The 21,139-nt window shown below is 42.0% G+C and carries 21 protein-coding genes; 16 read left to right on the top strand and 5 right to left on the bottom strand.

From position 1 onward, the window contains the following. The first annotated feature begins 22 nt into the window (after window positions 1-22). Both ACWPKD_RS07000 and amaB read left to right on the top strand, forming a co-directional pair. Window positions 23-949, top strand: a complete 927-nt coding sequence (locus ACWPKD_RS07000) for a magnesium transporter CorA family protein (RefSeq protein WP_455411949.1) — start codon at window positions 23-25, stop codon at window positions 947-949. A gap of 77 nt (window positions 950-1,026) precedes the next feature. Next, on the top strand, window positions 1,027-2,577 hold the full coding sequence (amaB, locus tag ACWPKD_RS06995; protein ID WP_455411948.1) for an L-piperidine-6-carboxylate dehydrogenase: 1,551 nt from the start codon (window positions 1,027-1,029) through the stop codon (window positions 2,575-2,577). 117 nt (window positions 2,578-2,694) lie between these two features. Here amaB and ACWPKD_RS06990 read toward each other — a convergent pair whose 3' ends face one another. From ACWPKD_RS06990 to ACWPKD_RS06975, 4 genes are read right to left on the bottom strand one after another with little or no spacing between them, the layout of a single operon-like run. After that, a complete protein-coding gene (locus tag ACWPKD_RS06990; protein ID WP_455411947.1) occupies window positions 2,695-3,498 on the bottom strand; it encodes a hypothetical protein in 804 nt (267 codons plus the stop codon). A gap of 10 nt (window positions 3,499-3,508) precedes the next feature. Then, entirely contained in the window at window positions 3,509-4,081 is a 573-nt protein-coding gene (locus tag ACWPKD_RS06985; protein ID WP_455411946.1) for a PhnA domain-containing protein, read from the bottom strand. 38 nt (window positions 4,082-4,119) lie between these two features. Beyond that, window positions 4,120-4,665, bottom strand: a complete 546-nt coding sequence (locus tag ACWPKD_RS06980; RefSeq protein ID WP_455411945.1) for an autotransporter outer membrane beta-barrel domain-containing protein — start codon at window positions 4,663-4,665, stop codon at window positions 4,120-4,122. Window positions 4,666-4,689: 24 nt separating this feature from the next. Next, entirely contained in the window at window positions 4,690-5,418 is a 729-nt protein-coding gene (locus ACWPKD_RS06975; protein ID WP_455411944.1) for a metallophosphoesterase family protein, read from the bottom strand. 154 nt (window positions 5,419-5,572) lie between these two features. Here ACWPKD_RS06975 and ACWPKD_RS06970 point away from each other — a divergent pair, with 154 nt between their 5' ends. From ACWPKD_RS06970 to ACWPKD_RS06955, 4 genes are all read left to right on the top strand, one after another. After that, window positions 5,573-5,806 carry a hypothetical protein gene (locus tag ACWPKD_RS06970; protein ID WP_455411943.1) on the top strand — a complete coding sequence of 78 codons (234 nt, stop codon included), beginning with the start codon at window positions 5,573-5,575 and terminating at the stop codon, window positions 5,804-5,806. Between the two features lie 55 nt (window positions 5,807-5,861). After that, a complete protein-coding gene (locus ACWPKD_RS06965) occupies window positions 5,862-7,895 on the top strand; it encodes an ATP-binding protein (protein WP_455411942.1) in 2,034 nt (677 codons plus the stop codon). 30 nt (window positions 7,896-7,925) lie between these two features. Beyond that, window positions 7,926-8,588: a response regulator gene (locus ACWPKD_RS06960; protein ID WP_455411941.1), complete on the top strand. Its 663-nt coding sequence runs from the start codon at window positions 7,926-7,928 to the stop codon at window positions 8,586-8,588. A 467-nt stretch (window positions 8,589-9,055) separates the two neighbouring features. Further along, entirely contained in the window at window positions 9,056-9,343 is a 288-nt protein-coding gene (locus ACWPKD_RS06955; protein ID WP_455411940.1) for a hypothetical protein, read from the top strand. 84 nt (window positions 9,344-9,427) lie between these two features. Here the strand turns inward: ACWPKD_RS06955 and ACWPKD_RS06950 are convergent, their stop codons facing one another. Continuing rightward, window positions 9,428-10,585, bottom strand: a complete 1,158-nt coding sequence (locus ACWPKD_RS06950) for a DUF5929 domain-containing protein (RefSeq protein WP_455411939.1) — start codon at window positions 10,583-10,585, stop codon at window positions 9,428-9,430. Between the two features lie 123 nt (window positions 10,586-10,708). Here ACWPKD_RS06950 and ACWPKD_RS06945 point away from each other — a divergent pair, with 123 nt between their 5' ends. The 10 genes from ACWPKD_RS06945 to ACWPKD_RS06900 all read left to right on the top strand — a co-directional run bounded on the left by ACWPKD_RS06945 (window position 10,709) and on the right by ACWPKD_RS06900 (window position 21,126). Continuing rightward, on the top strand, window positions 10,709-11,512 hold the full coding sequence (locus tag ACWPKD_RS06945; protein ID WP_455411938.1) for a DUF4382 domain-containing protein: 804 nt from the start codon (window positions 10,709-10,711) through the stop codon (window positions 11,510-11,512). A gap of 153 nt (window positions 11,513-11,665) precedes the next feature. Then, window positions 11,666-12,670: an AAA family ATPase gene (locus ACWPKD_RS06940; RefSeq protein WP_455411937.1), complete on the top strand. Its 1,005-nt coding sequence runs from the start codon at window positions 11,666-11,668 to the stop codon at window positions 12,668-12,670. An 85-nt stretch (window positions 12,671-12,755) separates the two neighbouring features. After that, window positions 12,756-13,622, top strand: coding sequence for a DUF58 domain-containing protein (locus tag ACWPKD_RS06935; protein ID WP_455411936.1), 867 nt, complete (start codon window positions 12,756-12,758; stop codon window positions 13,620-13,622). 58 nt (window positions 13,623-13,680) lie between these two features. Then, complete coding sequence (locus ACWPKD_RS06930) at window positions 13,681-14,052, top strand: four helix bundle protein (protein WP_455411935.1); 372 nt, start codon at window positions 13,681-13,683, stop codon at window positions 14,050-14,052. 20 nt (window positions 14,053-14,072) lie between these two features. Next, the gene (locus ACWPKD_RS06925; RefSeq protein ID WP_455411934.1) at window positions 14,073-15,674 is read left to right on the top strand and encodes a hypothetical protein; all 1,602 of its coding nucleotides are present in this window, start codon (window positions 14,073-14,075) and stop codon (window positions 15,672-15,674) included. After that, window positions 15,674-16,675, top strand: coding sequence for a vWA domain-containing protein (locus tag ACWPKD_RS06920; RefSeq protein ID WP_455411970.1), 1,002 nt, complete (start codon window positions 15,674-15,676; stop codon window positions 16,673-16,675). Before ACWPKD_RS06925 ends, ACWPKD_RS06920 begins: the two co-directional genes overlap by 1 nt. Before the next feature lie 38 nt (window positions 16,676-16,713). After that, window positions 16,714-17,754, top strand: a complete 1,041-nt coding sequence (locus ACWPKD_RS06915) for a VWA domain-containing protein (protein ID WP_455411933.1) — start codon at window positions 16,714-16,716, stop codon at window positions 17,752-17,754. Next, window positions 17,754-18,491, top strand: a complete 738-nt coding sequence (locus ACWPKD_RS06910; RefSeq protein ID WP_455411932.1) for a tetratricopeptide repeat protein — start codon at window positions 17,754-17,756, stop codon at window positions 18,489-18,491. The genes ACWPKD_RS06915 and ACWPKD_RS06910 overlap by 1 nt, the downstream gene beginning before the upstream one ends. A gap of 66 nt (window positions 18,492-18,557) precedes the next feature. Continuing rightward, complete coding sequence (locus ACWPKD_RS06905) at window positions 18,558-20,372, top strand: BatD family protein (protein WP_455411931.1); 1,815 nt, start codon at window positions 18,558-18,560, stop codon at window positions 20,370-20,372. 10 nt (window positions 20,373-20,382) lie between these two features. Then, complete coding sequence (locus ACWPKD_RS06900; protein ID WP_455411930.1) at window positions 20,383-21,126, top strand: tetratricopeptide repeat protein; 744 nt, start codon at window positions 20,383-20,385, stop codon at window positions 21,124-21,126. Window positions 21,127-21,139: the final 13 nt, after the last annotated feature.

Raw genomic sequence — 21,139 nt, 5'->3', positions numbered from 1 at the left:
TTCCAAAAACGGCATTACCTTTATGATTAGATTTTACAAAAGTCAAGACGGATTGTATCCGACGGACAACACCACTGGCAACTGCTGGATTAACGCAGTTTGTCCTACTCAGGAAGAAACACAATATCTTCTGGAAGAATTAGAAATCCCGCAAGCTTTTTACAATGATATCGAAGATATCGACGAACGGCCGCGCATCGAAACTGAAAACGGGTGGGTGCTGATTATTCTGCGCGTTCCTTTTAAAACCAAGGATGTGAAACTTCCCTTTAACACGGCTCCCATTGGTCTTATGTTTAAGGATGATGTTTTTGTTTCGCTTTGCTTTCAGGAGGTTGAACTGCTTGCCGATTTTGTGGGGCATACCCAGCGTAAGAAGGCAGGTGTGAGCGATCATTTCGACCTGGTACTAAAATTGTTGCTTTCTTCCAGCATCTGGTTTCAGAAATATCTGAAACAGATCAACCTTCGCATCAAAGCGGCAGAGGACAACCTGGAGCAATCCATCCGGAACGAAGATTTGCAGCAATTGCTTCAGATTGAAAAGTGCCTGGTTTATTTCATTACCTCGTTAAAAGGAAATGAACTGTTGTTTCATCGTATCAAAAACCTTAAAAAGTATAAAGACGCTTACGATCCGGATCTGATAGAAGATGTGGAAATCGAATTACGTCAGGCGGAAGAAACCACGAACATCCACAGTAACATTTTGACCGGAATGATGGACGCTTATGCCTCCGTTATTTCCAACAACCTTAATGTGATTATGAAACGGCTTACATCGATCTCAATTATTTTGATGATTCCGACGGTAGTAGCGAGTTTTTACGGAATGAATGTGCCTAACAATTTGGAAAACAACATCTTCGGGATTTGGATTATTTTGGCCCTTTCCATCTTGATTTCGGGAATTGGTGTTTTTCTTTTTAAGAAAAAGAATTTGTTTTGATGCAATTCTTGTTATAAAACATTGATAAAAAGCGTAACTTTGCAAAAAAATATTAAAAACAGACATAAACAAATATAATGACAACAACAGCAGTAGACCAATTTGGTATTCAGGAAGCCTTACAGCAGTTGGGCTTAAAAGAAATAAATGAAGGAGCTTCAACTGGTAAAAACTGGTTCTCTAACGGAAAAATCATCGAATCGTATTCTCCGGCAACCGGCGAATTGATCGGAAAAGTTAAATCTGCAACGAAAGAAGATTACGAAACCGCTATGAAAGCGGCAGAAGAGGCGTTCAAAACATGGCGTTTGGTTCCGGCTCCGAAACGTGGTGAAATCGTTCGCCAGATGGGAGAGGAACTTAGAAAAAATAAAGAAGCGCTTGGGAAACTGGTTTCTTACGAAATGGGGAAATCGTACCAGGAAGGTTTAGGAGAAGTTCAGGAAATGATCGACATCTGTGATTTTGCAGTAGGTCTTTCCCGTCAGTTACACGGTTTAACAATGCACTCGGAGCGTCCAATGCACAGAATGTACGAGCAATGGCATCCGTTTGGGGTAGTGGGAATCATTTCTGCGTTCAACTTCCCGGTAGCAGTATGGTCATGGAACTCGATGTTGGCTTGGATTTGTGGCGACGTTTGTATCTGGAAACCAAGTTCAAAAACACCTTTGTGTGCGGTAGCCTGTCAGAACATCATCCAAACGGTATTGGAAAGAAACAATTTACCGGAAGGATTAAGTTGTTTGGTAGTAGGAAACGAATCCGGAGATTTAATCAACAATGATAAACGTATTCCTTTGGTGTCGTTCACAGGTTCTACAAGAATCGGTCGTCACGTATCCCAAGTGGTAGCTTCCCGTTTCGGAAACACTATTCTTGAGTTAGGTGGCAACAACGCGATCATCGTTTCTGAAAACTCAGACTTATCAATGGTATTGGTAGGAGCAGTGTTCGGAGCGGTAGGTACAGCAGGACAACGTTGTACTTCTACGCGTCGTTTAATCGTTCACGACAGTGTGTATGACAAAACCTTAGACGTGTTGAAAAACGCATACGGTCAGTTGAAAATCGGAAATCCTTTGGATGAAACCAACCATGTTGGACCACTTATCGATAAAGGTGCCGTTCAGGATTACTTAAACGCAATTGAAAAAGCAAAAGCAGAAGGCGGACGCGTTATCGTAGAAGGCGGTGTATTAGAAGGAGAAGGTTACGAAAGCGGATGTTATGTAAAACCATGTATCATCGAGGCGAAAAACGAATTCGAAATCGTACAGCACGAAACCTTTGCACCGGTATTATACGTGATGAAATACAGCACTATTGAAGAAGCAATTGCTATTCAGAACGGTGTTCCTCAAGGGTTATCCTCTTCAATCTTTACCAACAACATGAGAGAAATGGAATTGTTCCTTTCTGCAGCCGGTTCGGATTGTGGTATCGCCAACGTGAACATCGGAACTTCCGGTGCGGAAATCGGTGGTGCTTTTGGCGGTGAGAAAGAAACAGGTGGTGGCCGTGAGTCAGGATCTGATGCATGGAAAGCTTACATGAGAAGACAAACCAATACGATCAACTACGGAACGGCTTTACCGTTAGCGCAGGGAATCAAATTTGATTTTTAATCAGGTTTAAAGCCATAAAAAAAACCCGTTCCGAGAATTTTGGAACGGGTTTTTTGTTTGCTGAAAATGCCCAACGTGTAACATGCTGAGCACTGTTTTTATCTTTATTGGAACTAATTATTCATTACCCATTGTCATGATAGAGATGGGGCAAGCGTACAAAACGGCTACCGCTTTTCCGTTTGATGTCCCGGGTGAAAATTTGTATCTTTTTGCAAAGCGCTCTGTGGCTAAGATGGCTTCCATGTCAAATTCAAAATATTTCGAAGAGTTAATTATGGAGTTCAAAACAAAATCGCCATTTTGTGTAATCTTTAATCCCAGTATAATAGTGGTTTTAACACCTTCCTCTTCAAACCTGTATTCGGGAATCTGATAGGAATAGGCGATAGATTTTCTGAAGAGATGCGAAACACAACTCTCACCGGAAGAGGGATTTAAATTTTTACAATTTTCATGGCTCGGTTCTACGTAGGAAAGATCACTTTTATAAGGGATTTGGTTGCCTTTTACAACCTCGGTTTCTTTTTCCGTCTGAACGGTAACGTGTAAAGAACGATCCCTTAAGGCATACAATGAATCCAGTTTGGCTAATCGTACTTTATGAAATGCTTCTATCGAGGCATATTGCTTAGGAGTTAATTCGAAGGTGTAAAAATTCTTGTTTGCCGCTTTAAAGTTGGCATACAATTCGCACAGTTCTTTGTAGAAATTCCCTTTGTCGGAATCGTTATTCGTGGTTTTGTTTTTTCGGGCTTCAACAGTGTTTGCGGCCAACAGTTTTTCAAGTAACGAATAATTGTGTTCCTGTGTTTTAAAAGCTTCTTCCAATTTGGCTTTATTAGCTTTTTCAGTATTGATATCTTGCGCAATAGCATAGCTGCCAAAAGACAACAGTAGTAGTAAAAGGGTTTTCTTCATGTGTTTTAGGCTATTTGGTTTTCTTCACATACTGTGTTAAAATCACGATATGTTGGCCTTCCACGCGGCCTTCAATCTGTTCGGCATTGTCCCATACCAGTTTGATGTTGTGCACCGCGGCACCGCGTTTTGCCGTGAAATTGGCTCCTTTTACGTCTAAGTCTTTAATAAGGACTACAGAATCGCCGTCAAAAAGGATGTTCCCGTTGGAGTCTTTGTGGATGATCTTACCTTCGTCATCATCGCCTTCTCCCGTCGCTTTGGCCCATTCCAGAGCTTCTTCGTCCAGATACATCATTTCCAGTAAATCGTTTTTTTTCAGACGGGTCAACATTCTCCAGGAAACAATCTGTACCGGAAGGTTTTCGTTCCACATGCTGTCGGAAAGGCAATGCCAGTGGTTGGCATCGGTAGTGTCGGGGTTTTCGATTTGACCTACACAGGTTTTGCAGGCTAAAATACTGGTCTCCAAGCTTTCTTTGCTTTCCGGCGGAAGATTGTACACCTGTAAGTCATGCGGGTTGCCACACAATTCGCATTTGGAATCGCTGCGGTCTTTCAGTTTTTTTTCAATTACACTCATTTTCTTTGAATTATCGGGATGGATTATAAAGTTAGAATTTAAAAACGGTAGCCGATGCTGAAACCGGCGTTGATTTCAATAGCGATGAATTTATCGTTTACGTCTTCACTGAAGTTGCGGGCAATGCTGGCATACGGTCCGATGGCAAATTTGTCGTTCCAGACCCATTTGTAGCCGGAGCCCAGGCCCAGGATGAAACTGTCCATGTCGGTCTTCACGGTTATTTCTGCACCCTCGACGGTTTTCTTTTCTTCGAAATCACCAAAACGGTATTTGATAAAAGGATACATATAATAGCCGGAAGCTTTTCCGCCATTGTTGGCAAAGTAGAAATTATAGGAGGCTAAAACACTGTTGGTGTTAAATCTTTCCCCGCTTTTTTCCAGTAAATACGCAAATTGGTCGTTGATCAAAATTTCCACACCTATCGACTGGTTGCTGTCAAGGAAACGTTCGTAGCCTACTTCCACAGAAGCTAATGCGATGGTGTTTAAGATGTTAAGTTTAACCTCGTTTTTGCTTTGTGCTTTAACGGAGCTAAGGCTTAAAAACAAGGCACCGAAGAGAAGAACTTTTTTCATCATGACTTTTTTTTACAAATATACGGATTAGTTCCGACCTCTTTCATCAGGATAGAGTTCCGGTAAAGGTTTGCTTTGCCAGAATTCCTTGGTGTCGACATCCATAATGGTGAGGCGTCCTTTGAAAGCGGCACCGGTGTCTACATTCCAGATATTGGCACGGTTGACCGGCACGGAATACCCAATGCGTGTAACCGGAGTGTGCCCGATGAAAATCTCTTCGTACAGGGAAAGGCGTTTTGGGTAAAACAAATCTTTTTTGGATAAGGTTTTGTCCATCGCCAGTGCTGCTTCCCACAAAGTACGGTCCCAGCAGTACATACCTTTGAAAAATTCATATTCCACCCCTTTCTGATTGGTGAATCCGGCGTGGATAAACAGTCGGTTCTGGTCGTCCAGATGATAATCGTTCAGTCGGGACAAAAAAGTAATGTGTCTTTCTTTGATTTCCGGATGGACGGTTTCGTATACCTCTACGGTTGACTGTCCGCCGTGGCGACGCCATTCTTCGTTGTCTTCACCCTCTGAAAGCCAGCGCAGTACCATTTCTTCATGATTGCCTCGGATGAAAATACAGTTGTGGGTTTTGTCCAGTTCAATCAAATAATCGACCACGTGAGGGGTGTCGTTCCAGCCGTCTACAAAATCCCCCAAAAAAATAAGTTTGTCATTTGAGGTGACTTTGGCACGTTCCAGCACTTGCTCCAATGCTTTTAATCCTCCGTGTATATCGCCGATTACTAGGGTACGATCCATTTTTGTTTTAGAATTTTAGTCAAATTTCCAAAAAACAATTGTGATAATCAAACTTATACGAAATTAAAATAATTAACATTTTTTGATAAAAAGCCTCATGAATATCATCTGAAAGAGCGATAGATTTGTTAAACAAACAACAAAAACAAAAATCATGAAACGAATTTCAATTTTAGCAAGTGTAGTTATTGTACTGTTGCTAACTTCTTGTACTGCAGATGATGAGCAATTACTGCAGTCAGAAACCAGAAAGATACATCCAAAGCAATTTGATGCGGCAATGCTTCGCGAAAACGCCATTATAGACAGTTCTTCTTTTGCAATGGATTCCGTTGTTAGCCCGATAGATCTTATCGATCCGCCAACTAAGCCGCCAACACGACCATAATTTTTTGAAAATTGGTTAAGTTGAGGTACATTAGCAACAACTTACAAATGCAATTTTGAGAAAATTACTAACGGCTCTTTTTTTGATTGTCTTTCTTTTAGGATGCGAAAGGAAGTCCAGGTTAGATTTGTCTACTTCTGAAAAATCAGCGATAGACTCTCTTTTGGAGCGTGCCAATAATTTTCAGCTCAGTAAAGAAGAGCGGATACGAAGCAACGAGAAAGCCTATTTGTTCCTGAAGAAAAAGAAGGACAGTGTTTCTGCGAACTATTTGTTTAGGGTAGCAGACCGCTTTTACAATGCCGAGGAATACGATGATTTTCTTAAGGTGTCCAAAGATATTTACGGATTGTCCGTTAAAAGAAAAGATTCGCTAAGCATTGCCAAGTCCTTGAACTATATAGCCGATTATTATTTCTACAATCTTAAAAACGACAGCGCCTACAGTTATTATACGAAAGTCGAGCAGTTGTACAAACGGCTTGGGAAAGAAGATATTGATCCGAGGATAGCCTTTAATAAGGCCAGCATTCTTTCGTATGAGAAGAATTTTCTACAGAGTGAAGTTGAAATTATCGGGGTGCTGAAAGTGGCCAATTCCCAAAACGACAAGCGATTGGTATACGATTGTTATCTTGCTTTGGGAAAAACGTCCAACGGAATGGACAATTATGTCACGGCCCTTGAATATTATGATAAGGCCTACCGACAAACGGAAAAATTAAAAGAGCATCCCCAATACATACTGCTGAAAGCCCAGCCTCTGAATTATAAAGCGTTGGTTTTACAGAAGCAGGGGCGGTTTTCAGAAGCGCTTTCCAATTCCGAACAGGCGCTTTCCCTGGATGATTTCAAGAAAAAAGACCCTACGCTCTACTGTTATTTTACCAGTACTTACGCGTATTCGAAGTTCAAATTGGGCGATAACAGCTGTTTTGCCATGTTTCAGGATGTGTTAAAAAAAGGTGACAGTCTGAAAAGTATCAGTATACAGTTGAATTCCCTGCTCTATTTGTCCGAATACCATTTTTCTAAAAATGATGCGGTCAAAGCCAAGGAATATGCGAATAGGGTTTTGCAGTTGGCTCACCAGAACAATGTTTTTGAAGACGAATTGAAAGCCTTGAAATTACTGACCAAAATTGATCCGGCCGGTGATTCGAAATACAACAAACGCTACATCGCGTTAAACGACCGGCTTCAGAGCATCGAGCGGGCCACCCGTAACAAGTATGCCCGTATCGAATTTGAAACTGATGAGATTACGCAGGAGAAAAACGTTATCCAAAAAGAAAAGGAACGGATCTCGTCCCAACGGTGGTTTATACTGGGGCTGAGTATTTTCCTGATCATTGCTTTGGTATTGCTTTATGTAGTAAGTGTGCAGCGTTCCCGCAATAAGGAATTGGAGCACATGCAGAAACAGCAGCAGGCCAATGCCGAGATTTTTCAGCTGATGTTAGACCAACAACAAAAAATCGAAGAAGGAAAGCAGATCGAAAAGCGTCGTATTTCAAAAGAGCTTCATGACGGGGTGATGGGAAAACTGACGGCCATTCGTCTTAATCTTTTCGTGCTCAACAAACGAAACGACCCGGAAACCATCAGCCGGTGTATAGTTCATGTAAATGAGATCCAGAACATTGAGAAGGAAATCCGTAAGATATCGCACGATTTGAATCAGAATCTTTTTGCGGACACGTCCGATTTTACCTTAATGGTAGAAAATCTTGTTGAAAATATCAAGGAGCATTCGGCAATCAATTTCAAGATCATAACCGATGAGAAAATCGATTGGGCCATGGTAGGCAGCATTGTCAAAATGCAGGTTTACCGTATTCTTCAGGAATCACTGCAGAATATCGAAAAGTATGCCCAGGCGCGCAATGTGACCATCAGCATGATTCATAAAGAACAAGATCTTGAAGTGACAGTTACCGATGACGGCATCGGTTTCAACATGAAAAACACCAAAAATGGTATCGGTCATAAAAATATGCGGGAAAGGGCTGTGGAAATAGGGGGTAGTCTTGAAATTTTGTCACAAAAAGACGAAGGAACCCAAATAATTTTGAAAATACCGACATAGTTTAATAAATTTGTGTGAAATTTCATAGAAATGGCGGTAAAGATTCTTTTTGTTGACGACCATCGTACCCAGATTCTCGGTTACAAAACCATCTTGACCTATAACGACCAGAATCTGGAAATTGACTCCACGGAATGCTATAATTGTAAGGAAGCTTTCGAGCTGATCATGGAAAGGCGTAACGATACGTTCTTTGACCTGGTTTTTCTGGACCGCAGCCTCCCGCCTTATGAAGAAGAAGGCATTCATTCCGGTGAAGACCTGGCCTTGCTGATCCGAAAGTATTTTCCCGAGACCAAAATAGTAATCCTTACCTCGCATGCCGAGTCCTTTATCATTTACGACATCATTAAAAAGATCAGCCCCGAGGGAATGCTTATCAAAAGTGACTTCAGTGGGGAAGAACTGCTCGAAGCTTTTGATGCTGTTTTGCGTGATGAAATCCACTACAGCGAAACAGTGCACCGCTCTGTAAAAGAACTGCTTACCCGGGAAGACTACCTGGACAGCATCAACCGTCAAATTATCCGACTCATTTCCCAGGGCTTTAAAACCAAGACCATCGCCGGTGAAGTCAATCTTACCGAAAGCGCCGTGGAAAAGCGTAAAGCCCGAATCAAAGACTACCTCTGTATTGAAAAAGGCAACGACGAAGACATCATCCGCGAAGCTAAAAAACTAGGATTTATCTGACTTTAACATAAATTGCGGAAAATCCACAATAATGATTTTTCTGACAGAACTACTTTTACGCTATCAAATAATTGCAGAAAATTTGATATTGATAATAATTTAGGTACTGTCAAAAGTAACGATCAAATTATTGTTTGGGTTTGTTGTTTTGTATGGTTGTAACTGAAGAAATTCTTGTGAGTACTTTGTTGCGGTTGTGAGAGTCTGTAACAGATAAATTCGATTTCTTCATTTATGGCCAATATTAACTAAGCAAGTTGAAAACGCTTGCTTAGTTTTTACCTTTTATTTTGAGAGATAAGTATTTGTAATTATTCTTTTATTTAACTGAGATCCGCAACTGCTCGGAGAATCCTGAAGGATGAAACTTTTCGGATTTCTACTTTAGACTTTGTTTTCATTAATCGTGGAAGCGCTGCTCCGGAAGTTATGGGTTGTGTTCAGATCGCTGGAACTACTATAAGATCATGAAAAACTTTAGCTTCATCAAACAAAATCAGAATACCTTGTTACTTCAGGTGGAACCGTACCGGCTTACCGTGGAAGAGCAGAAGTTCTTTTTTGGGAAAGAATACTCCGAGATCACTCCCGATGAACCGCTAGAGTTTATACAGGACGAGGACTTTGTTTTTGAAGAAAACACCCTGTTGTATTTAGGCTTCGACCGTAAATATCCCTTGCTGAAAAAAGGAAAGTATCCGTTGGAAATCAGTAAGGATAAAGTAACGGTGACCTTAACACTTTCCAAAGGCTGAAATTCACCATTCAACTGATAAGAGATGATAACACTAACGATACAATGTACACTAATGCTGTTGGAAATGGTAATGCAAGAGCTTTTAATTATACTTAACTTTTCGTAAAACCCGCATCGTTTCCTTAAAGTAAATATAAGCGGTTTGGTTGTCCAAGGCCTTTAGGTAGGGTTTGGCTTCAATCAGCTTCAGTTTGGCCTCTTCGAAACCGTTGAGGTAGCAAATCATCAGGGTGGAAGGTAAGTTCTCCAAATCCTTGCTTTCCCGTCCTGATAATGCCAGGCCTTTTTGCAGTTTCTGAATCAGGGCCAGGTTCGAATTGTAAATATGGTGCAGCATTTTCCGGTTGTATTCCGGCGGTTCGAACAACATCTGCGTTTCCATTTTATAATAGCCGTTGTCATAAAAATGCAGGGTCACCTTCTCTAAGGGATAATAACTTGTTTTGTCGTTCAGTCCCAATGGTACGTATTCGGTTATTGAAAAAGTACGTTCGTCATAGTCAATGGTTACTTCGTCTAAAGCGGAGTAAAACAGCTTCACCTGTTCGTTAATCAGTTCGATATCCACCCGGGAAAAAAAGGTCTTTTCCCTGATTTTCTTTTTATTACCGGCCCAGCACACCACGAATAATTCTTTAAATACCTTGTAACGCGGGCTCATGTCTTTATGACGGTTGTTCATGAAATCGATAACGCCTTCCAGTGTGTATTCGATGCTGTTTCTCGAATTGTTTTCAATACTGATGACCGTTTCCGTGTTCAGGTTTTTAGTTTTGATGGAGTTCGGGATTTCGCTTTGGTTTTCCACGGGCATGGTGTTGCTGCCTCTTCGGACAAAAACAGTTTTGGCCAGTATCGTATGAATGTTTTTCTTAAAAAAAGAAATTTTATTATTCGGTTTGATGGTTACCAGGCCCACTACCTTGTCTTTCGGCAAATTCGGGAACGGCACATTTTCATATTGGATTTTAGGCGGATTTTCCAGAAAAGCATTCACCAGGTTCTGGATCCGGCTGTCGTCAAAAAAGTCATCCCCCACGATTTCATTATCCATGTCTTCCACCCCGACCACTATGTACGAATTGTTCACCGGATTGGAATTGGACAGGGCGCAAATGTGTTTGAGGAACTTGGCTTTGCCTTCTTTGGTGTGAAGATTTAACTGGCGCTTCTTGTCATAGAAACTGTTCTCATCGTTGTGAGCCAATAAGTTTTTAATAAGAAGACGTTTGTTAATCATTTCAGAATAAAATACTTACTAAAAACGATAAAGTTTTTATAAAAGTGGGTTAATTTATGTTAACATTTACAAGATGGGCCCTAATTACTCGTTATGAAATTACTAATTTTAAAACAGTTTCCCATGAAAAATTTCAAAAAGTATTTGTTAGGATTATTAGCCTTCGCCTCCATTTCTGCCGTATCGATTAGTTGTAGTGATAATGACGATACTGAAGGAACTTCTAGAGTAACTGTGAGAATGACAGATGCCCCAGGCGATTACGACGAGGTAAATGTAGAAGTTGTAGACGTAATGATCAAAAGTAGCTCCGATACCGGCGAATCCGGCTGGATCAGTATCGGGAACATCAATCCCGGTGTGTACAATCTATTGGATTTAACCGGTGGAATCAATGTAATGTTAGCCGACAATTCGGTACCTTCAGGGTTTTTAGGACAGATCCGTTTGGTTTTGGGTGATGACAATACCGTGGTAAAAGACGGGGTCAGCTATCCTTTGAACACGCCAAGCGCACAGCAATCAGGCCTGAAACTCCAGATAAACCAAGACTTAGAAGCCGGTGTTGCCTATAATTTTCTTTTAGACTTTGATGTGGCACATTCCGTAGTGGTAGAGGCCGGCGGTTCAGGAAATTATAACCTGCATCCGGTAATCCGTGTAACCACTGAGGCCAGTTCAGGTGCTATAAAGGGAAATGTTGCTCCTTTAGGTATTCAGGTAGAGGCTTCCGTTCAGGTTGGCGATGCCACCGTTACGGCCTTCACCAACGAAGCCGGCGAATTCCAGTTGAACGGTATTCCGGCAGGGACCTATACAGTAACCCTAACTCCGGAAGCCACTTCAGGATTAGCTGTTTTAACGGTTGAAAATGTGGTGGTTGTCAACGGTCAGGTTACCGATTTGGGCAACCTGGTATTCCCATAAGTTAAAAGAACATAAAAAAAGTATTAAAAGACAGCTAAAACCTTGGCTGTCTTTTGTTTTTTAACCAATTATTAACAACAAACCACTAAATTAATTTTCAATTTGCAGTGTTAAAATATCTTACTTAATTTCACGGCTCAAAAAATGACACAAATGGATGAGAATACAACTACTCTGGATATTAGAGCAATCAACGAGAAAATAGAGCGCGAGAGTGCTTTTATCGATTTGCTTACCATGGAGATGAACAAAGTGATTGTAGGACAGAAAAGCATGGTGGAGCGTCTGCTTATAGGACTTTTAGCACAAGGGCACATCCTTTTAGAAGGGGTTCCCGGATTGGCAAAAACCCTAGCCATTAATACTTTGTCGCAGGCCGTTCACGGATCCTTCAGCCGTATCCAGTTTACACCGGATTTGCTTCCTGCCGATGTGGTGGGAACCATGATCTACAATATCAAACAGAACGATTTTACAATAAAAAAGGGTCCAATCTTCGCCAATTTCGTGTTGGCCGATGAAATCAACCGTGCTCCCGCCAAAGTCCAGTCGGCACTTTTGGAGGCGATGCAGGAAAAACAGGTAACCATTGGGGATGAAACCTTCAAACTGGACAAGCCGTTCCTGGTAATGGCGACCCAAAACCCGGTGGAGCAGGAAGGAACCTATCCGTTACCGGAAGCACAGGTAGACCGTTTCATGCTGAAAGTGGTAATCGACTATCCTAAAATGGAAGATGAGCGCCTGGTCATCCGCCAAAACCTGAACAGCGGGTTTGAAAAAGTGAACCAAGTGATTTCTTTAGAGCAGATCCTTCGCGCCCAGCAAGCGGTTCGTGAAGTGTACATGGACGAGAAAATCGAAAAATATATCCTGGATATCATCTTTGCTACCCGTTATCCTGAAAAATACAAATTAGCCGATTTGAAACCGTTGATCAGTTTCGGAGCGTCCCCGCGTGGAAGTATCAACCTGGCGATGGCGGCTAAATGTTATGCGTTCATCAAACGCCGCGGCTATGTTATTCCGGAAGACGTTCGCGCCGTAGTACACGATGTGTTGCGTCACAGAATCGGAATCACTTACGAAGCAGAAGCTGAAAACGTTACTTCGGTAGACATCATCAATAAAATTGTTAACGAGGTAGAAGTGCCTTAATCAGTTAGCAGTTTACAGTCGCAGTTTACAGTTTTGTTTGTACGCCGCGACTGTGCACTGTGACTGAACACTGTGACTCAAGAAGATGGATACCAAGGAATTACTGAAAAAAGTCCGCAAAATAGAAATCAAAACCCGAAGGTTGAGCGATCATATCTTTTCGGGCGAATACCACACGTCGTTTAAAGGACGCGGGATGACCTTCTCGGAAGTACGCCAGTACCAGTTTGGGGATGATGTCCGTGCCATCGACTGGAACGTAACGGCCCGATATAATGAACCTTATGTGAAGGTTTTCGAAGAAGAGCGCGAACTGACCATGATGCTGATGGTGGACTGTAGCGGCTCGCAAAGCTTCGGTACCCAAAACCAGCTGAAAAGTGAAATCATCACGGAAATTGCCGCAACCATGGCGTTTTCCGCCACCCAGAACAACGATAAAATCGGACTTATTCTTTTTTCGGATCAGATTGAATTGTTCATTCCGCCCAAAAAAGGAAAATCCCACGTATTGCGCATCATTCGAGAGTTAATTGAATTCCAGCCGAAGAGCAGAAAAACCAATTTGTCTCAAGCACTGAAATTCCTTTCCGGTGTGCAGAAAAAGAAAGCCATAGTGTTTTTGATTTCGGATTTTATGACGTCGGATTACGAACAAACCCTTAAAATAGCTGGAAAACGTCACGATGTAACAGGCATCCGTGTGTATGATCACCGTGAAGAAACCATCCCCAACATCGGAATGGTAACCATGGAAGATGCCGAAACCGGAGAAGTTATGGTCACCAATACCAATTCGAAAGCCGTGCGTCAGGAATATGAGAAAAACTACCAGGACAATGTGAAGTATTTCAAAGAAACCTTTTCGCGATGTGGCTCCGGTACCGTAAGTACACGTGTGGACGAAAGTTATGTGAAGAAATTACTGGGATATTTTAAATCGAGAAGCTGATTTAAGATTAGTGATTTTCGATTTAAGATTGAAGAAATAAAAATAATTGTGAAATGAAATGAAGAAATTTGATTTAGAAGAAAGATTAATTGATTTTGCCGCAAATACTATATTGTTCATTAATGAAGTGGACAAATCTTATGCAGGCAATCATTTGGCTTCTCAGATCATTCGTTCTTCAACCTCACCGGCATTAAATTACGGGGAGGCACAAAGTGGAGAAAGCCGAAAGGACTTTATTCATAAAATGGGTATATGTTTAAAAGAATTAAGAGAAACTTTAAATTGTTTAAAAATTATTGAAAAAGCGAAGTTAACCTCAAACAGTTTATTACTTCAGACATTAAAAACAGAAGCTAATGAATTAATATCAATTTTTGTTTCAAGTATTAAGACAGCAAAGTCAAATTCTGAAATCAAAAATCGTTAATCTTCATTCATCAATTCAAAATGCTTAGAAAAATATACATATCTCTTTTTTTACTATTGACGGCCATTGGTTTTGCCCAACAGCCGGTGCAGACCAGCGTGGATTCCACCAAAATCAAGATCGGTTCGCAATTCCATCTTACCCTGAAAATAAAAGGGACTAAGGAAACCCGAGTGGCTTTTCCCGATGTGAAGAATATCGGACAACTCGAAGTATTGGAATCGTATCCTGTTGATACGGTGAAAAAAAATGCTACTTACGAATTCATCAAAAAATATGCACTGACCCAATTCGATTCCGGTCGTTATGTGGTGCCCAGAATTCCTGTTTTAATCGGCAACAAGCAGTTTCTGTCAGATTCGGCCGTGGTTGAGGTGAATCCGGTAGAGGTGGATACCTTAAAACAAAAACTGTACGACATCAAACCGATAATGGAGCCGAAGGATGCGTCTTCCAATTTATGGTGGTACCTGTTGGCCTTGTTACTGCTTTGCGGATTAGGCTATTTAGGCTACTGGTGGTACAAAAAATACAAGAACAGAACCGTGGAGGAAGAAATCGTCTATGCTTCCCCTATTGAAAAAGCGACCACGTTACTTAAAAGTTTAGAGAAAAAATCCCTTTTGGAACAAGGCGATGTTAAGTCGTACTATTCCGAAATGACCGATATTACTCGTACCTACATCGAAGAAACGGTGCACATCCCCGCGATGGAAAGCACTACCGATGAATTGCTGGAAGCCATGCGAAAAGCTTCGATGAAAAAGAAAATGGGCATCCGTCAGGAAACCATGGAAACCTTCGAGAAAATCTTAAAGAACGCCGATTTGGTAAAATTCGCCAAGTCCAAACCGATGGATTTTGAAATAGCCGAAGACCGTAAAAACATTGAGAAAATCATTTTTACCATCGATAAATCCCTTCCAAAACAGGAAGAAGATGAGGAAAGCCTGGAATACGCCCGTTTACAGGAAGAACAACGCCTTAAAAAAATAAAGAAACGCAATCAGTTGATTGGGTTTGCAGCCGGTTTTATCGTAGCCATTGCCGTAACCTATTATTTCTTCGATCAATACAATTTGTTTGGTGAATCCACTAAGGAAATGTACGAGAAAGACTGGATTACCAGCGAATACGGAAATCCGGGAATCATAGTCGCTACCCCAGATGTTTTAAAACGTAAAGACGCTGCCGAAGTGGTAGGTAAAAAGGGTATGGCACTGATAAAAGAAATGCAGCTGTTCGAATATGGCGGGTATTTCGATGATTATTATGTAATGCTGTCCACACTGAAGTACAAGCAGCAAACCAAAGTGGATCTGGACAAAGCGCTTGAAGGCGGTATGCAGTCACTGGAAGCGAAAGGTGCTCAGGACATCATTATTAAAACAGAAGATTTCAATACGCCGGAAGGCTTATCCGGTAGAAAAGCCTACGGAACGATGAACATGTTGGATGCCATCAGCAAACGTTCCGTAAAAGTATTTTATGAGTTTGTGATTTTCAGTCAGGATGGCGGCTTACAGTCGGTATTGTTATTCTATCCGGAAGGTGATGAATACGGCAGCAAAATCACGGCAAGAATATTAGAATCGGTAGAACTTAGAAAAGCAGCGCCATGATGAAGCATATCACTTTTGCCAATCCGGAATTTTTCTGGCTGTTTTTGGTCCTGCCAATAGCTATCGGTTGGTATTTCTGGAAAAGAAAAGAACAGTCCGCTACCTTAAAAATAAGTTCCGTGCAGGGATTTAAAGCCGCGGGTTCCCTTTTACCGAAACTAAAACCGTTGTTGTTCGTATTGCGTATGTTAGCTTTAAGTGCTTTGATAGTGGCTTTGGCGCGTCCGCAATCTACCGATGTTACCAACAAATCAAGGATGACACGCGGTATCGATATCGTTATGTCCATCGACGTTTCGGGAAGTATGCTGGCCAAAGATTTGAAACCCAACCGTATGGAAGCTTTGAAACGGGTAGCCTCCGATTTCGTGGAACAACGCGTGAACGATCGTATCGGCTTGGTGGTTTTTGCTTCGGAAAGTTATACCAAAACACCGGTGACCAGTGATAAAGCTGTGGTTTTACAAGCTTTGGACGGGATCAAATATGATAATGTATTACAGGACGGAACCGGAATCGGGGTGGGATTGGCTACCGCGGTGAACCGTCTGAAAGATAGTAAAGCGAAAAGTAAAGTCATCATTCTTTTGACCGACGGGGTGAACAATTCCGGGTTTATTGATCCGATGACAGCTTCGGAAATTGCTAAGGAATATGGGCTGAAAGTCTACACGATCGGTATCGGAACCAACGGGATGGCGGAATTTCCTTACGCTATTGCGCCTAACGGACAGTTCCAGTACAAACGAATGAAAGTCGAAATCGACGAAAAAGTGATGAAAGACATCGCCAGAATGACCGGTGGAAAGTATTTCAGAGCTACCAGCAATGAGAGTCTGGAAAATATTTATAACGAAATCAACAAACTCGAAACCACTGAAGTAACGGAACAGCGTTTTTATAATTTTGACGAAAAATACCGCTTTTTGGCCTTTTTGGCCTTAGGGTTTTTAGTCGTGGAACTAGTATTGCGCAAGACACTTTTCAGATCGTTTATTTAAGTTGGAATTTAGCATTTGATTTTTGGATTTTTAAGAGTATGTGGGAATTTGACGAACCGAAATATTTTTACCTGTTAGCCGCGCTTCCGATAGTGCTGCTGCTTTTTCTTGTCAATTTGTATTGGCAGCGTAAAAAGCAGAAAGAATTCGGAGATTCGGATTTACTGAAACACTTGTGTCCGGAAAAATCATCGTTCAAACCGGTTTTGAAACTGGTGGTGGTTTTACTTGGCTTGGCAGCTTTGATCGTCGCCTTGGTCAATCCGAAGATCGGAACCAAGATGGAAACGGTAAAACGTCAGGGTGTGGACATCGTTTTTGCGGTGGACATTTCCAAGAGTATGCTGGCGGAGGACATTGCCCCGAACCGTCTGGAAAAAACCAAGCAGGTGGTTTCGCAAATCATCAACCAGTTAGGGAGTGACCGCATCGGAATTGTTGGGTATGCCGGAAGTGCGTATCCGGTTTTGCCGATTACCACCGATTACAGCGTGGCTAAAATGTACCTGCAGAGCATGAACACCGACATGGTTTCTTCTCAGGGAACGGCCTTGGGAGAGGCACTGAAAATGGCCGCGTCTTATTTTGACGATCCGCAAACCAGTAAGTTGATCATCATGCTTTCCGACGGGGAAGACCACGGCGAAGGTTTTGAAGAAGCGCTGGAAGAAATCAAGGAAAAGAAAATCAAAGTAATCACCATAGGTATCGGAACCGAAAAAGGAGGGCCGATTCCCTTGCGTCATAATGGGGTAATCGAAAGTTTCAAAAAAGACCAGAACGGCGAAACGGTGATCACCAAACTGTATCCGGAAACCCTAAAAACCATTTCAAAAAATGCTAACGGCGGATATGTTTTCGGAGGTAGCACCAAAGAAGTGTTGGAATTTGTGAAAAACGGTCTGGATAATTTAGAAAAAACCGATTTCGAAAGCCAACAGATTGCCAACTTCGAATCTCAGTTCCAGTGGTTTCTGGCCTTAGCATTCTTATTGCTGCTGATTGATGTGTTCTTCCTGGAACGCAAAACCGCCTGGGTGAAGAAGTTGAACTTGTTTAATGAAAAGAAAAAAGCCTAATGAAGCAACTGATGATATATGGTTTCTTGTTTTTTTCCGCGTTGCTTTTTGCGCAGGAGAAAGATAAAAACTTGCCTGAAGGCAACGGTCAGTTCGAGGAGAAAAAATACGCTGAGGCAGAAACCGAATACCGAAAATCGCAATTTAAAAACCCGAAATCGGCCATGGCCTCGTATAACCTTGGGAATGCCATTTACAGGCAAAACCAACCGGGAGAAGCTAAATTTTCCTATTCCCGGGCTATTGCGGAAGCCAAAACGAAACCGGAGAAGCACAAAGCCTTTCATAATATAGGAAATGCATTAATGGCGGAAAAAAATTATCAGGAAGCTGTTGAAGCCTATAAGAATGCTTTGCGAAACAATCCTAACGATGATGAAACGCGTTACAATTATGCTTTGGCCAAACAAAAACTGAAACAGAATCCGCCAAAGAACGACAAGAACGATAAAGACAAGAATAAGGATCAGGAGAAAAAGCAAGATCCGAAAGAACAGCAGGATAAGCAAAAAGAGAAGCAGGATCAGAAAGACCAGCAGAACAAACCTGACGAAAACAAAAAAGACCAGAAGGAGAACCAGGATAAGGAACAACCGAAACCCCAGCCAAGCGGTGCCACCAAACAGCGTATGGAAAGTATGCTGGACGCCCTGAACAATGAAGAGAAGAAAATTCAGGAGCGCGTAAAAGGACGGGAAGTTAAAGGAAGTCCGAAGCGAAATGAAAAAGACTGGTAGTCAATTTGATAATTTGAAAATGAGACAATTTGAAAATTGTCAGCATGCGAAAAAGGGATTGAAAGAATGAGAATAAAAGGAATCATAATTTTACTGTTGCTGGCTGTTCAGTCGGTTTTTGCTCAGGTGGAATTTAAGGCTACCGTGAGCAAAAGTTCCATTGGGATCAACGAACGTTTGCGCGTGGATTTTACCATGAACGACGACGGGGATAATTTTGAAGCCCCGGCCTTCGAAGGGTTTAAAATTTTTGGCGGGCCCAACCAGTCGGTAAATTACGCTTGGGTGAACGGAAGAAAATCCTTCAGTAAGTCCTACTCGTATTTTCTGATGCCTACCAAAAAAGGAACCTTTGTCATCAAACCCGCTTCGATAGAAATAGCCGGGAAAGTCTATAAGACCAATTCGATTAAAGTAACGGTGGGTAATGCGGTCCAACAGCAGGAACCGGAAGAAGAGGAAGATCCTTTTGCCGTTATTTTCGGTAACCGACGACCAAGACAAATACAGCCGCCACCGATACCGCCCTCTTTAAAAGAAGGAGGAATCCATCTGGTAGCTGAAATCTCCAACAACAATCCCTACGTAAACGAACCGATTACGGCCGTGTACAAACTGTATGTGAGCCCCTATGTGAGCGTGAGCGATTTCCGTGAATCGGCAAGTCCGAAATACAATAATTTCTGGAGCCAGAGCATTGATGTTAAGAACTTAACGGTGCAAATGGGAAAATACAACGGTGAAGATTACCGTTACGTGATTCTACGAAAAACAGTACTCTATCCGCAAAAATCGGGTAAACTGAATATTGAGCCTTTAGCTTTGGATATTACCATGCAGGCCCCAACCGGACGCCGCGATGTGTTTGGCCGTATGGAATATGCCAACGGAACCAAGAAGGTTTCGGCCGGTGCCAGGTCCATTACTGTGAAAGCTTTGCCGGAAAACGGAAAACCAGCTGATTTTACGGGTGCGGTAGGGAATTTTGACTTCAAGGTAAAGCCATCCAAAACGACTTTAAAATCCGGAGAATCACTGCAACTTGTGGTAAGTGCCGCCGGGAAAGGGAACATGAAGCTCTTTACCCTGCCAAAACCTATAGTGCCGAATGCTTTGGAGATGTACGATCCGGAACATAAAGAAAACGTTACCACGCCACTTAGTGGTATGCAGGGGACGATTTCGGATACCTATACCATCGTGCCGCAGTATAAAGGGACATATACCATCAAGCCGCTTTCCTTCAGTTATTTTGACCTGAATTCGAATACCTATAAAACGATTACTTCCGAAACGGTCCGAATCGATGTCCTGGAAGGCCCGATGCCAACTTCAGGTGAAGGCGTGGCTTCAGGTGAGAAACAGACCATAAGCAAAAGCGATCAGTTTGCCTTTGTGAAATCCGATACGGAACTTTCTCCGATCCGACAAAACGATTTTCTGGGCTCAACGTTGTTTTATTCCTTGCTGATTGCTCCGTTCCTGTTCATCCCGATCATTATTCTGGCGAAGAAGAAAAAAGAAGCCATTGACAGCGATGTGGCGGGTAACCGTATCCGTCAGTCCAACAAACTGGCTAAGAAATTTTTGTCGGAAGCCAGCAAACAAATGGGGAACAAAGAGCCGTTCTACGATGCGATGGAACGTGCGCTTCACAATTTCCTGAAAGCCAAACTGCGTATTGAAACCTCTGAAATGACCAAAGAAAACATTCAGGACTTATTGGTGTCGAGAAAAGCGCGGCCTGAAACCCTTTCGGATTTTATGGCCTTGATGGACAGTTGTGAAATAGCCCGTTATGCTCCGTCGACTAATGTGGCGATGCAGCAGGATTATGACAAAGCGGTAACCGTAATTTCAGAGTTGAGCAAGCAGATTTAAATTGGAACACATGAAAAAGCTATTTTATATAATTTTACTGGTTTCTCAGGCGATTTTTGCCCAATCGGCTTTTCAGAAAGGGAACGATCTCTATAAAAAAGAACAGTACGAAGAAGCCGTTGCGGTTTACGAAGGGATTTTGAAATCCGGGGAACAATCCGCGGAACTGTATTTTAATTTGGGGAATGCGTACTACAAATTGCATAAAGTCGCACCGGCCGTTTATAATTACGAAAAAGCCTTATTGCTCAATCCGGACGATGCCGAAATACGAACCAATCTGAAATTTGCCCAGAAAATGGCGATCGATGAAATCAAAGTCGTGCCGAAAGTAGGCTTTTCCAAAATGCTCAACGATGCTTTGGATGTGTTTCATTACGATACCTGGGCGGGCATAGCTACCGGTTTTTCAGTTGTATTCCTGTTGTTTTTTATCGGATATTATTTTGGCGGAACGTCTCTGATGAAGCGTTTGTTTTTTGTAGGGATGCTGTTGTCGTTATTGGTGATTGTGTTAAGTGTGGCTTCGGCCATCCTTGAGCGTAAGAATTATAACGGTGAACGTCCCGCGATTGTTTTTGCTGAACTTGCCACCGTGAAAAACGAACCCAAAACCACGGCACCCAATGCTTTCGAGTTACATGAAGGGGCTAAAGTATACATATTGGAAACCCAGGACAATTGGTGTAAAATAGAACTGACCGATCAGACGTTGGGTTGGATCGAGAAAAGTGCGATCAGAGAATTGAAATAATTTCATAAAGAAT

It is taken from the genome of Flavobacterium pedocola (assembly GCF_053764385.1).
This window is presented reverse-complemented; position numbering and strand designations above follow the sequence as displayed.